Below are 11,871 nucleotides of genomic sequence, written 5' to 3' on the forward strand. Positions count from 1 at the left end.
CCCCATGCCCCCCGAGACGTTGACCCCCGAGCGCATCCTCGAAGCCACCGAGGAGGTGCTGCGCCGCTACGGCCCGGCCAAGGCCACGGTGGTGGACGTGGCGCGCGCCCTGGGCGTCAGCCATGGGAGCGTCTACCGCCACTTCCGTACGAAGGCGGCGCTGCGGGAGGCGGTCACGGAGCGCTGGCTGGACCGTACGAGCGAGCAGCTGTCGGTCATCGTCACGGAGGAGGGCACGGCTCCCGAGCGGCTGGACCGTTGGCTCACCGCCCTCTTCGAGGCCAAGCGGCACAAGGCTGGCGACGACCCCGAACTCTTCGCCACGTATATGACGTTGATCGGGGAGAGCGGCGGCGTGGTCGACCGGCACGTCACCGATCTGGAGGCCCAACTCACCAGCATCATCGAGGCCGGCGTCAGCGAGGGCGCCTTCCACACCCCCTCGCCCGCCACCACCGCCCGTGCCGTCTTCGATGCCACCGGCCGCTTCCACGACCCGTGTTACGCCGCCGAGTGGTCCCGCCCCGAGATCGCCGCCGACTTCGAGGCCGTCCGCGGCCTGCTCCTGCGCGGCCTGCGCAGCTGAGCCGGCCGGCACGGTTACAGACGCGGGGCCGTCCCCGCATCCGCGCGGGCGTGCCGTGCGGATCAGGCCGCGCACGCCGCGCCGTGAGCGAAGGGCCCGCCCACGACGCACGGTCGCGAGCGGGCCCCTGCCCGACGGCCTATGGCCTTACCACCTACGGCCAACGGCCTGTGATCCGTGGCCTGGTGGCAGCCGGACTACTTCTTGAAGCCGTAGTCCATCAGCTTCTTGGCGTCGGCGGTGCGGTTGGGGACCGAGGAGGACGCCAGGACCGTACCGATGACCGTCTTGCCGTTCCGGGTGGCGGCGAAGACCAGGCAGTACTTGGCCTCCGGACCCGAACCGGTCTTGACGCCGATGGTGCCCGCGTAGCTGCCCAGCAGAGTGTTGGTGTTGTCCCACTCCATGTAGCGGTAGCCACCGCTCTTGGTGGTGACCTTCTGCTTGGTCGACTTCGTCTTCACGACCGTACGGAACGTGGAGTACTTCATCGCGCTGCTGGCGAGCTTGGTCAGATCGCGCGGTGTCGAGTAGTTCGCGCCGCGCCCTATGCCGTCGAACGAGTCGAAGTGCGTGTTCGTCAGCCCGAGGGACTTGGCGGTGGAGTTCATCTTGCCGATGAACGACTTGACCCGCGCGTCCCGCGTGGACCCGGTGCCGAACTTGTCGGCGAGCGCATAGGCGGCGTCACAGCCGGACGGCAGCATCAGCCCGTAGAGCAGCTGACGAACCGTGACCTTGTCGCCGACGATCAGCCGGGCCGACGAGGCCCAGTTGTTGTTGACGATGTAGTCGCTGTACGCCTTCTGGACCGTGACCTTGGAATCCAGGTTGAGGTTCGGCTGCGCGAGCACCACCCGAGCCGTCATGATCTTGGTGGTGGAGCCGGTGGAGCGACGGGTGTCGGCAGCCTTGGTGAAAAGGGTCTTGCCCGTGCCGTTGTTCATCACGAACCCGCCCTGGGCGGTGATCGTGGGCGTCGGGAGCGTGGCGGCCTGCGCCGGGGCGGCGAACGCCCCAGCCGTCAGGACGGCTCCAGCGGTGATGGCAACCGCAGAGATGCGACGAATGCCCTTGATGCCAGTTTTCAAATTGAATACTCCAAATACCCCTGCAGTGCGGCCCATATGGGAAAGCCGCTCGCTCATGAGACGCATGAGAGGGGCCGATGGATGCGCACCCGACGACACCAAGTTCCCCCTCTCCCCCTGTACGGCCGAGACCGGGCCCCGCCAAGGAACCCGCCTGACCGGCCCGGGCGCACACACAACGACCCGCCAGCGGGCGAACGGGCGAACACGCGAACGGGCACGCAAGCCGACCGGCCCGCCCGGCGCGTTGCCCGCTTCGTCAGCCGACCCGTCGGGCCAGCACCTGTCCCGGCCAGGCCTCGGAAAGGAAACGGTCGGTGGGGGTGAAACCGTTGCGCACGTAGAAAGCGACCAGTTCGCCCCCGCCGCCCGCCCAGCAGTCGACCCGCAGCAGCTCCACGCCGGCCCGCCGGGTCTCCTCGGCAGCATGGGCCAGCAGCGCCGCCCCGACGCCCAGACCGGCGTACCGTCGGTCGGAGACCAGCAGCCGGACGTACCGCTCGGGTTCCTCGGCCGGCTCGATCGGCATCTGCGGGCTGGGCCCGGAGTCCAACACCAGGGCTCCGACGGGCGTTCCGTCCAACTCCGCGATGTAGGGGTCGTTCTCGGTCGTGTACCGCTCGACCCGCGCGACCCCGCCGGGCTTCTGCGAATACGGCGTCGTGCCCCACTGCTCGGTGTTGCCGCGATCGTTCATCCAGGCCACCGCGGAATCGAGCATGTCCAGAATGGCCGGTGCGTCGGCCAGGCCACCTGGTCTGATCCGTATGCCATGTGTGGTGTCGTTCACGGCGAAAGCTTAGGCAACGAAGGGACGTACGACTCCGGCCGGACCCACTCCGCATGCATCGGCTCACCCCGCCCCGGGCCGACAACGACGATTCGCTCCTTCGGCGCGTCGCTCGGTGCCGCCACCGTGACGGAGTAACCCAGCGTGATCCATCGGTTGCTCGTTCGTTGTCGCGGTGATCCCGGCAGGAGACCGGGGACCAGACAGGAAGGAAGTTCCGTCGTGGGTAAGGCAATGCGTATGGTCGCGGGCGCCCTTGGGGCCGGTGCGCTGATGATGTCGGCAGCCGGCACGGCCAGCGCCAAGGGCTGGGAGGACGGGCTCTTCGACCAGGACATCCGATGCGCGCCGTCGTTCAGCTTCAGCCTGCTGTTTCCCGGCGGGGAGGGTTGCCGCACGGACATCTTCATCGACAACCACAAGCGGCTCGACCTCGTCAGGCAGCTTGCCGGGGGCGACATCACCGGCACCACCGTGCGCCGGGGAGGAGGCCGCCGCTGACACACGCGCCGTACCCCGGAGTGCGATGCTCCGGGGTACGGGTCGCGCCTCTTGTGCCTGCCCGTTGTGCTGCCCGCCGTTTCCGCTGGTGGGCAGTGCGCACCCGGTGGCCGGCGACGGGTCACCCGTGGGGGCACTGTTCGCCTTTCTTGACGACCGTCAGCGTGATCTTCGAGCCCTCCAAGGCGGTCCCGGTCGCCGGCTGCTGATCGCAGACCTTCCAGCCGGCCGGCCACAGCACATGGCGATGGGCGCCCAACCCGTCGCGGAGCCGAATGCCGGTGTCGTAGTTCAGGGCCGCATAGGCAGGGACCAGGTCCTTGCCCCGCAGGCTCGGCATCAGCGCGGGGCCGCCGTCGGCGAGCGCTGGGGCGGCGGAGGCCAACGTGGACAGGGCCAGGGCGGCGATGATTACCGTGATCGTCTTCATGCCCCAAGGAACGACCGGTTGTCGGAGCTGGTCACGAGCGGCCACACCATGTCGACCCCACCGGCCCTATCCCCTCGCTCCCTCCACTCGCCGCACTCCCCTCGCTCACCTCACGCCCCTTGCCCCTCACGCCCCTCGCGCCTCTCACGCTCCAGACCTGAACCCCGATCCGCGGCGATTCCCCCATGGGGCCCAAGGCCCATCCGCTAGCCGCCCACACCCAGGAAGTGCAGTACCGCCAGTACCCGGCGGTGGTCGGCGTCCGCCTTCGGCAGGTCCAGCTTGGCGAGGATGTTGTTGATGTGCTTGGCGACCGCGCTCTCGCTGACCACGAGCTGGGCGGCGATCCCCGCATTGGAGCGGCCCTCGGCCATCAGAGCGAGGACCTCCCGCTCCCGGGCGGTCAGTCGTTCCAGCGGATCGCTCGGCCGCCGTACCAGCAGCTGGGCCACGACCTGCGGGTCGAGCGCGGTACCGCCGCCCGCCACCCGCCGCAGCGCCTCGATGAACTCCTCGACGTCCGCGATCCGTTGCTTGAGCAGATAGCCGACCCCACTGGTGTTGGTGGCGAGCAGCTCGGCCGCATAGCGTTCCTCGACGTACTGGGAGAGCATCAACACCGCGGTGCTCGACCAGTTCTGACGGATCAACAGGGCAGCGCGCACCCCCTCGTCCGTGAAGCCGGGCGGCATCCTGACGTCCACCACGGCGAGGTCCGGCCGGTGCTCCTCGACCGCGGCCAGCAGCCCCTGCGCGTCGCCCGCCTCGGCCACCACCTCGAAGCCGGCCATCTCCACCAGCTTGACCAGCCCGATCCGCAACAGCACGGAGTCCTCGGCGATCACGGCACGCCGCACGCCGGGTACGGCACTCGCGTCAGGCCCAGTGCCTCTCACGTCAGGTACGGCACCCCTCGTATCAGGGACGACACCCCGCGCATCAGGTAGGACACCTCTCGTGCCAGGCACGGCACCCCTCATGTCGGGCACGGCAGCTCCACGCTCATCATGGTCGGGCCCCCCACGGGGCTGCTCATCCGGAATTCCCCGTCCACGGACCGCACGCGCTGGGCCAGCCCCTTCAGGCCGCTTCCCTTGGACGGATCGGCGCCGCCCACACCGTCGTCGGCGATCACCACCCGCAGTATCTCGCCCAGCCGGGTGACCGTCACATCCGCCCGGGTCGCCTCGCGCGCGTGCTTGGCGATGTTCGTCAACGCCTCGGAGACCACGAAATACGCGACCGCCTCCACGGCCGGCGTCAGCCGCTGCGGCAGATCCACCCGCACTCGTACGGGCAGCGGCGCCCGGGCCGCGAGCCCGGACAGTGCGGCGTCCAGCCCCAGCTCGTCCAGGACGGCCGGATGCAGCCCGCGCACGAGGTTGCTGAGCTCCTCGATGGCCTCCTTCGCCTCCCGGTGCGCCGTGTCGATCACCTCTTGGGCCTCGGGCGGCAGATCCGTCAGCGTCACCTTGGCCAACCCCAGGTTCAGCGCCAGGGACACCAGCCGCTGCTGGGCGCCGTCGTGCAGGTCCCGCTCGATACGCCGCCGTTCGGCGTCCGCGGCGTCCACCGCCCCGGCCCGGCTCTCGGTGAGGTCGATCACCCGCCGCGCCAGGTCCTCGCTCGGGTCGGGCCCCAGCATGGCGGGCCCGAGGTGCGTCTCAAGGCGTACCAGGGCCGTGGCGAGGGACGGGACCGCGGCGAGCGCGGCGAGGCCGGCGAGGGTGACGGGAGAGGCCTGGGTGAGGTAGCCGGGGTGGTCGGCTCGCCATTGCAGGGGAACCGCCCATACCCATGCGTACACGGTGGCGGCGGCCAGACCCGTCAACAGCAGCGACAGCAGCAGCAGTTCGAGCCCGCCGAGCAGCGTCCCGGCCAGGCAGTGGTAGCCGAACCGCCGTTGCGGCCGCTGCCACCCCGGGTGAGGGATGTCGATGCCGAGCAGCCGCCGGAAGCGCCAGCGCTGGGCGGCGGTCAGCGCCGGCGCGGAGCACGCCATCAACAGCAGCGCGAACCCCAGGACCACCGGCGAGTCACTGTCCCGCCCCGCGATGGTGTCCATCACGAGACCGAAGACCAGGAACAGCAGGGAACCGATGAAAAGGTGCAGCGGCACCCCCAGGGCGAGGAAGGACGTATCGCGGGTCAGGCGGGTGAGCGCGCGCCGCAGCCGGGGCGGGATGTTCATGGTCCAACCGTAGGTGCCGGGCGTCGCGACCTGCCATGAAGCCCGTTGCCGTACGGGGGGTGTAGCTAGTGCCACCCCAAGTCGGACAGCGACGTTACTGACCGGGACCGGTGGAATCGGGAGTCTTGATCACAAGCCCGAAGGCCGGGTTCGTGACACCGAAAGGGACCGCCGCCGTGGCGCTCATCGCCTTCAACCCCCCTGTCGACAAAGGCAGTTGCGCAACGACCGGTGGCGCCCACGGCATTGGGCGGATCGGCCGCGCGCGTCGCTGGCAGGGCCGCGTACTGACGGGTGCCGGGCTCGCCCTGCTGCCCTGGCTCGGCTACCTCGCCGGCACCCTGCCGCCCGCCGAGGCCACCGCCTGGGTCACCCTCGACGCCCTGGAGGCCGTCGCCCTGCTCACCGCCGGCACCCGCCTGCTGCGTGCCGACCTCCGATACCGCGCGCCGGCGGCTGCCGCGGCGGTGCTCCTCTTCGCGGACGCCTGCATCGACCTCACCACCGCGGCGCCGGGCGCGGAGCTGGCCACCGCGGTCATGATGGCGGTTCTCGCGGAGCTCCCCCTCGCGGCCCTGTGCGCGACGCTTGCCGCCCGTCCGGGGCGGGGTGACCGTCCCGGGGCAGGGTGACAGACCGGGTCAGGGTGACCGTACGGGTCAAGGTGACCGTCCGGGGCGGGGCACCTAGGGCATGGCCGAACAGAACCCGTAGGGGTCACGAGCGCCCCCTGCGGGTCCACAACGTGAAGGAGCAGTACGGGTATTCCCGCCAGCATTCCCCGTCGAAAAGCGCCGGACAGCAGCAGTGCCGGGCTCCCTCAGGAGCCCGGCACCAGTGCTATGCAGCGTCTTGCGGCGTCAGCATCGCCGTCGCCATCAACGCCACCGTCGCCATCAACATCGCCATCAACGTCAGAGACCGCGTGTCGACGTCAGCGACCGCGTCAGCAACCCAGCAGTCGCCCGCCCAGGTAGGCCTGGATCTGGTCCAGGGACACCCGCTCCTGCTTCATCGTGTCGCGCTCGCGCACGGTGACCGCGTTGTCGTCGAGGGTGTCGAAGTCGACGGTGACGCAGAACGGCGTGCCGATCTCGTCCTGGCGGCGGTAGCGGCGGCCGATGGCGCCCGCGTCGTCGAACTCGATGTTCCAGTGCTTGCGCAGGTCGGCCGCGAGGCCCTTGGCCTTCGGGGAGAGCTGCGGGTTGCGCGACAGCGGCAGCACCGCGACCTTGACCGGCGCCAGGCGCGGGTCGAGCTGCATGACCGTGCGCTTCTCCATCTTGCCCTTGGCGTTGGGCGCCTCGTCCTCGACGTAGGCGTCGAGCATGAAGGCGAGCATCGCGCGGTTCACACCGGCCGCCGGCTCGATGACGTACGGGGTCCAGCGCTCGCCGGCCTCCTGGTCGAAGTACGACAGGTCCTGGCCGGACGCCTTGGAGTGCGCCGACAGGTCGTAGTCGGTGCGGTTGGCCACGCCCTCCAGCTCGGAGAACTCGGTGCCGCCGAAGTTGAAGCGGTACTCGATGTCAGCCGTGCGCTTGGAGTAGTGCGACAGCTTCTCCTTGGGGTGCTCGTACCAGCGGATGTTCTCCTCGCGGATGCCGAGGTCGCGGTACCAGTTCCAGCGCTGCTCCATCCAGTACTCCTGCCACTGCTCGTCCTCGCCCGGCTTGACGAAGAACTCCATCTCCATCTGCTCGAACTCGCGGGTGCGGAAGATGAAGTTGCCCGGGGTGATCTCGTTCCGGAAGGACTTGCCCATCTGCGCGATGCCGAACGGCGGCTTCTTGCGCGACGTCTGCTGCACCTGGGCGAAGTTGGTGAAGATGCCCTGTGCGGTCTCGGGGCGCAGGTAGGCGACCGAGGCGGTGTCCTGGGACGGGCCGAGGTGGGTGGAGAGCAGGCCGGAGAACTGCTTGGGCTCGGTGAAGCCACCCTTGTTGCCGCAGTGCGGGCAGTTGACGTCGGCGAGGCCGTTCTCGGGGAGCTTGCCGTGCTTGGCCTCGTACGCCTCCTCCAGATGGTCGGCGCGGAAGCGCTTGTGGCAGGAGGTGCACTCGGTGAGCGGGTCGGTGAAGGTGGCGACGTGGCCGGACGCCTGCCACACCTCGGGGGCCAGGATCACCGACGAGTCGATACCGACCACGTCTTCGCGCGAGGTGACCATGGCACGCCACCACTGGCGCTTGATGTTCTCCTTGAGCTCGACGCCCAGCGGACCGTAGTCCCAGGCAGCGCGGGAGCCACCGTAGATCTCACTGCAGGGGTAGACGAAGCCACGGCGCTTGCTCAGGCTGACGATGGTATCGATCTTGTCGGCGGCCACGGTGCTCTCTTCATTACGACGACGAACGATGGATGGGCAGCGCCCTGACGCCTCGCTGGGGGGTGGTGGTCGGGAGACGGGTGGGCGAATAGTTCAGGGTACCGGCGGCCGTGCCCCCCGGACCAAATCGGTTCCGGATCAGCTCGGGATCGGCTTGGGATCGGCTCGGGATCGGCTGGGGATCGCCCCCCGATCGACCTCCGGATCGGCCTCTGGATCGCCCCCGGACCGGCCTCCGGATCGCCCCCCGGATCGCTTCCGGCCCAGTGTCGCGCCGCTCACACGACAATCAGCTTTATTGACAATCGTTTCCAGCCTTGTTGAAAATGAGTGTCATGAACATACGCCGTCACCTCTCCACCGCGGCCGTAGCCGGAGCCGCGGCGCTCGGCCTGCTGGGCCTCTCCGCCTGCTCCCCCACGGCCACCGGCCGCACGGATGACGGCAGGCTGAAGGTGACGGCGTCCTTCTACCCCATGGAATTCCTCGCCGAGCAGATCGGCGGGAAGCACGTCGAGGTGACCGACCTCACCAAGCCCGGCGTCGAGCCGCACGACCTGGAGCTCACCCCGAAGCAGACCGCCCAGCTCGGCGAGTCCGGGGCGATCGTCTACCTCAAGGGCCTACAGCCGGCCGTGGACGACGCGGTCAAGCAGTCCGGCGTGCAGCACGTCGCCGACGCCGCCGCCCTGACCTCCCTGGAGAAGCACGGCACCGAGGTCGACGGCCACCACCACACCACCGGCGACAACCACTCCCACTCGGAGGCCGAGGGCGGCAAGGATCCGCACGTCTGGCTGGACCCGGTGCGGTACGCCGAGGTCGCCCGGGGGGTCAACAAGACCCTCGCCGCGGCCGACCCGAGCCACAAGGCCGACTACCAGAAGAACACCGACGCCCTGGTGAAGAAGCTGAACGGGCTGGACAAGGAGTTCCGGGACGGCTTGCAGAAGCGCTCCTCGGACACCTTCATCACCACCCACGCCGCCTTCGGCTACCTCGCCGAGCGCTACGGCCTCACCGAGGAGGCCGTCAGCGGCCTGGACCCCGAGTCCGAGCCCAGCGCCAACCGCATCAAGGACCTGCACGACCTCGCCACCGAGCACCACGTCTCCACGATCTTCTTCGAGACGATCGCCAACCCGGCCACCGCCAAGACCCTGGCCGGCGATCTGCACCTGAAGACCGACGTCCTCGACCCGCTCGAAGGAATCACCGCCAAGTCCCGCGGCACGGACTACTTCGGCGTGCAGCGCGCCAACCTCGCCGCGCTGCGGAAGGCGCTCGGCACCCCGTGACGGACACCGTTCCCCAGGACAGCGCTCCCCAGGACAGCGCGCCCCGGGACACCGCTCCCGAGCGCACCGGTCCCCAGGGCGCCGGTCCCCAGGGCACGGCGCACCACCCGGCACACCACAGCGCGCGCACCCCCAGCAAGCGCGCACCCCGCAGCACATGACGGAGGCCCCCATGAACCAGCCGCACCCCGAGCCGGTCATCGACCTGCGCGGCGCCACCGCCTCGTTGGGCGCCCGCCCCGTACTGCGCGGTGTCGACCTCGCCGTGCGCGGCGGCGAGGTGGTCGCACTGCTCGGCGCCAACGGCTCCGGGAAGTCCACCGCCGTACGGTCGCTGATCGGCCAGGTCCCGCTCACCGGCGGCACGCTGTCCCTCTTCGGTACGGAGTTCCGCCGCTTCAAGGACTGGGCCCGGATCGGCTACGTGCCGCAGCGCACCACCGCGGCCGGCGGGGTCCCCGCCACCGTCCGCGAGGTCGTCACCTCCGGCCGGCTGGCCCGTACGAAGCTGGGCGTCCTGCGCAAGGCCGACCGGGCCGCGGTGCACCACGCACTGGAGCTGGTGGGCATGGCCGACCGCGCCAAGGACTCCGTCGACGCCCTCTCCGGAGGACAGCACCAGCGCGTGCTGATCGCCAGGGCGCTGGCCGGCGAACCGGAGCTGCTGATCATGGACGAGCCGATGGCCGGCGTCGACCTGGACAGCCAGGAGGTGCTCGCCGCCGCTCTGCGCGAGCAGGTCGCCCGCGGCACCACCGTGCTGCTCGTCCTGCACGAGCTGGGCCCGCTGGAGCCGCTGATCGACCGCGCGGTGGTGCTGCGCGACGGCTGCGTGGTCCACGACGGCCCGCCTCCGGAGGCCGTGGGCCAGCACGCCCTGCCCGGCCACGACCACGTCCACCCGCACGCCGATGCCGCGGCGGAGCCGCTCCGCACCGGCCTGCTGACCTAGTAAGGGGGCTCGCGCCATCATGGAAATCCTCAGCTACGCGTTTATGCAGCGGGCGTTGATCGCCGCGCTGATCGTCGGCGTCACCGCCCCCGCCATCGGCATCTACCTCGTCCAGCGCCGCCAGGCCCTGATGGGCGACGGCATCGGCCATGTCGCCCTCACCGGTGTCGGCCTCGGCTTCCTGCTCAACCAGAGCCCGGTCTGGGTCGCCACCGCGGTCGCCATCGCCGGCTCCGTCGTCATGGAGCTGATCCGCTGGTACGGCAAGACCCGTGGCGACCTCGCGCTGGCCATGCTGTTCTACGGCGGTATGGCGGGCGGTGTGATGCTGATGAACCTCTCCGACGCCGGCTCCAACGCCAACCTCGGCACATACCTCTTCGGCTCGATCACCACCGTCTCGCCTGCGGACATGACCACGATCTATGTGCTCGCCGCCCTGGTGCTGGCGATCACGATCGGGCTGCGCCGCCAGCTGTTCGCGGTCTGCCAGGACGAGGGGTTCGCCCGGGTGACCGGCCTGCCGGTCCGCCTGCTCAACCTCCTGGTCGCGGTCACCGCCGCGGTCACCGTCACCGTCGCCATGCGGGTGGTCGGCCTGTTGCTGGTCAGCGCCCTGATGGTGATCCCGGTCGCGGCCGCCCAGCAGATCAGCCGCAGCTTCGCCGCCACGTTCGTGGTGGCCGTCGCGATCGGTGTCGCGGTCACTCTTACGGGCACCGCCACCTCGTACTACGTGGACGTCCCGTCCGGTGCCACGATCGTCCTCTTCGCCATCGGCCTGTTCGTCGTGTTCACCGCGCTCGCCGCACCGCTCGCGAAAAAGCGCGCCAGGGCTGCCGCGAAGCCGGGCGCCGGGTGCACCCTGGAGGTGCCCGGCAGCCGCACCGCGGCGGACGATGTGAGCGTGGTCGGATGAATGGCCGGATCGGGCCGGCACGCGCTGTCGGTCGGGTTCGCGTACGGGAGCAGGCGATAGATATACGGGTAAGCGTCTCACCGGGCGGCCGGTCGTCACCTGGCACAATGGCGGGACGCATGTGCAGGGGGAAGTCCTGACGTCCTAGGGAGGCAACGGTGGCGACGAGCGCGGGATCTCCGGTACGCGGCCGATCGACGCGGCAGCGGACCGCGGTGTCCGCCGCACTCGACGAGGTGGACGAGTTCCGCAGTGCGCAGGAGCTGCACGACATGCTCAAGCACCGCGGTGACTCGGTCGGACTGACCACCGTCTACCGGACGCTTCAGTCGCTGGCCGACGCCGGCGAGGTCGATGTGCTGCGCACCAGCGACGGCGAGGCGGTCTACCGCCGGTGCAGCACCGACGATCACCACCACCACCTGGTGTGCCGGACGTGCGGCAAGGCCGTCGAGGTCGAGGGCCCCGCGGTGGAGAAGTGGGCCGACCAGATCGCAAGCGAGCACGGCTTCCGGGACGTCGCCCACACCATCGAGATCTTCGGTACGTGCGGTGACTGCGCGGAGCAGGCCGCCGCGAAGGAGAAGCAGTAGCGCGCGAAGGGGAAGCACCCGCGCGCGAGGGTGAGCAGTAGCGGCGCCGGACCGTACGGGCCCCGCTCCACGCCCACGACAGAGCGGGGGGCCGCCGACCGCAAACGGCGGCGGGGCCCCCAGGAGTGGTCAGGGCGCGGCGTGGCCCGGGGATAGGGGGAGCGGGGGGTAGGGGGAGAGGGTGTGGTGGT

Annotated in this window: 14 protein-coding genes; 8 read left to right on the plus strand and 6 right to left on the minus strand. The window is 70.0% G+C overall.

What is annotated here, in order from left to right:
* The first annotated feature begins 4 nt into the window (after positions 1-4).
* Positions 5-586 (plus strand): TetR family transcriptional regulator, encoded by a 582-nt coding sequence (locus tag AB0C96_RS30735; RefSeq protein WP_362921863.1) that lies wholly within the window; start codon positions 5-7, stop codon positions 584-586.
* Between the two features lie 197 nt (positions 587-783).
* On the opposite strand, the gene AB0C96_RS30740 is transcribed toward AB0C96_RS30735, so the two are convergent.
* Together AB0C96_RS30740 and AB0C96_RS30745 are read right to left on the minus strand one after the other, a co-directional pair.
* Positions 784-1,677, minus strand: a complete 894-nt coding sequence (locus AB0C96_RS30740; protein ID WP_362921865.1) for a D-alanyl-D-alanine carboxypeptidase — start codon at positions 1,675-1,677, stop codon at positions 784-786.
* A gap of 259 nt (positions 1,678-1,936) precedes the next feature.
* Positions 1,937-2,467 carry a GNAT family N-acetyltransferase gene (locus tag AB0C96_RS30745; protein WP_362921867.1) on the minus strand — a complete coding sequence of 177 codons (531 nt, stop codon included), beginning with the start codon at positions 2,465-2,467 and terminating at the stop codon, positions 1,937-1,939.
* A 240-nt stretch (positions 2,468-2,707) separates the two neighbouring features.
* Between AB0C96_RS30745 and AB0C96_RS30750 the strand changes: the two genes are divergently transcribed.
* The gene (locus AB0C96_RS30750) at positions 2,708-2,968 is read left to right on the plus strand and encodes a hypothetical protein (protein WP_362921869.1); all 261 of its coding nucleotides are present in this window, start codon (positions 2,708-2,710) and stop codon (positions 2,966-2,968) included.
* Between the two features lie 121 nt (positions 2,969-3,089).
* Here AB0C96_RS30750 and AB0C96_RS30755 read toward each other — a convergent pair whose 3' ends face one another.
* From AB0C96_RS30755 to AB0C96_RS30765, 3 genes are all read right to left on the minus strand, one after another.
* Positions 3,090-3,398, minus strand: a complete 309-nt coding sequence (locus AB0C96_RS30755) for a PASTA domain-containing protein (protein WP_362921871.1) — start codon at positions 3,396-3,398, stop codon at positions 3,090-3,092.
* 206 nt (positions 3,399-3,604) lie between these two features.
* The gene (locus AB0C96_RS30760) at positions 3,605-4,243 is read right to left on the minus strand and encodes a response regulator transcription factor (RefSeq protein WP_362921896.1); all 639 of its coding nucleotides are present in this window, start codon (positions 4,241-4,243) and stop codon (positions 3,605-3,607) included.
* Positions 4,244-4,374: 131 nt separating this feature from the next.
* Positions 4,375-5,589: a sensor histidine kinase gene (locus AB0C96_RS30765; protein ID WP_362921873.1), complete on the minus strand. Its 1,215-nt coding sequence runs from the start codon at positions 5,587-5,589 to the stop codon at positions 4,375-4,377.
* Positions 5,590-5,741: 152 nt separating this feature from the next.
* On the opposite strand from AB0C96_RS30765, the gene AB0C96_RS30770 reads away from it, so the two are divergent.
* A complete protein-coding gene (locus tag AB0C96_RS30770) occupies positions 5,742-6,221 on the plus strand; it encodes a hypothetical protein (protein WP_362921875.1) in 480 nt (159 codons plus the stop codon).
* Positions 6,222-6,535: 314 nt separating this feature from the next.
* On the opposite strand, the gene AB0C96_RS30775 is transcribed toward AB0C96_RS30770, so the two are convergent.
* Positions 6,536-7,918, minus strand: a complete 1,383-nt coding sequence (locus AB0C96_RS30775) for a glycine--tRNA ligase (protein ID WP_362921876.1) — start codon at positions 7,916-7,918, stop codon at positions 6,536-6,538.
* A gap of 335 nt (positions 7,919-8,253) precedes the next feature.
* Here AB0C96_RS30775 and AB0C96_RS30780 point away from each other — a divergent pair, with 335 nt between their 5' ends.
* The 5 genes from AB0C96_RS30780 to AB0C96_RS30800 all read left to right on the plus strand — a co-directional run bounded on the left by AB0C96_RS30780 (position 8,254) and on the right by AB0C96_RS30800 (position 11,680).
* Positions 8,254-9,216 (plus strand): metal ABC transporter substrate-binding protein, encoded by a 963-nt coding sequence (locus tag AB0C96_RS30780; RefSeq protein ID WP_362921878.1) that lies wholly within the window; start codon positions 8,254-8,256, stop codon positions 9,214-9,216.
* Complete coding sequence (locus tag AB0C96_RS30785; protein ID WP_362921879.1) at positions 9,213-9,377, plus strand: hypothetical protein; 165 nt, start codon at positions 9,213-9,215, stop codon at positions 9,375-9,377. The genes AB0C96_RS30780 and AB0C96_RS30785 overlap by 4 nt, the downstream gene beginning before the upstream one ends.
* Before the next feature lie 11 nt (positions 9,378-9,388).
* Entirely contained in the window at positions 9,389-10,168 is a 780-nt protein-coding gene (locus AB0C96_RS30790; protein ID WP_362921881.1) for a metal ABC transporter ATP-binding protein, read from the plus strand.
* A gap of 19 nt (positions 10,169-10,187) precedes the next feature.
* Positions 10,188-11,087: a metal ABC transporter permease gene (locus AB0C96_RS30795; protein WP_362921883.1), complete on the plus strand. Its 900-nt coding sequence runs from the start codon at positions 10,188-10,190 to the stop codon at positions 11,085-11,087.
* Between the two features lie 158 nt (positions 11,088-11,245).
* Positions 11,246-11,680, plus strand: coding sequence for a transcriptional repressor (locus AB0C96_RS30800; RefSeq protein ID WP_362921885.1), 435 nt, complete (start codon positions 11,246-11,248; stop codon positions 11,678-11,680).
* The last annotated feature ends 191 nt before the right edge of the window (positions 11,681-11,871 follow it).

The organism is Streptomyces sp. NPDC048506 (assembly GCF_040651315.1).
Lineage (GTDB): Bacteria > Actinomycetota > Actinomycetes > Streptomycetales > Streptomycetaceae > Streptomyces.

Excerpts from the sequence above, each read along its gene's own strand:
- AB0C96_RS30735 (WP_362921863.1), top strand. The coding sequence starts at position 5 with ATGCCCCCCGAGACGTTGACCCCCGAGCGCATCCTCGAAGCCACCGAG.
- AB0C96_RS30750 (WP_362921869.1), top strand. The coding sequence starts at position 2,708 with ATGGTCGCGGGCGCCCTTGGGGCCGGTGCGCTGATGATGTCGGCAGCC.
- AB0C96_RS30755 (WP_362921871.1), bottom strand. The coding sequence starts at position 3,398 with ATGAAGACGATCACGGTAATCATCGCCGCCCTGGCCCTGTCCACGTTG.
- AB0C96_RS30765 (WP_362921873.1), bottom strand. The coding sequence starts at position 5,589 with ATGAACATCCCGCCCCGGCTGCGGCGCGCGCTCACCCGCCTGACCCGC.
- AB0C96_RS30780 (WP_362921878.1), top strand. The coding sequence starts at position 8,254 with ATGAACATACGCCGTCACCTCTCCACCGCGGCCGTAGCCGGAGCCGCG.
- AB0C96_RS30790 (WP_362921881.1), top strand. The coding sequence starts at position 9,389 with ATGAACCAGCCGCACCCCGAGCCGGTCATCGACCTGCGCGGCGCCACC.
- AB0C96_RS30795 (WP_362921883.1), top strand. The coding sequence starts at position 10,188 with ATGGAAATCCTCAGCTACGCGTTTATGCAGCGGGCGTTGATCGCCGCG.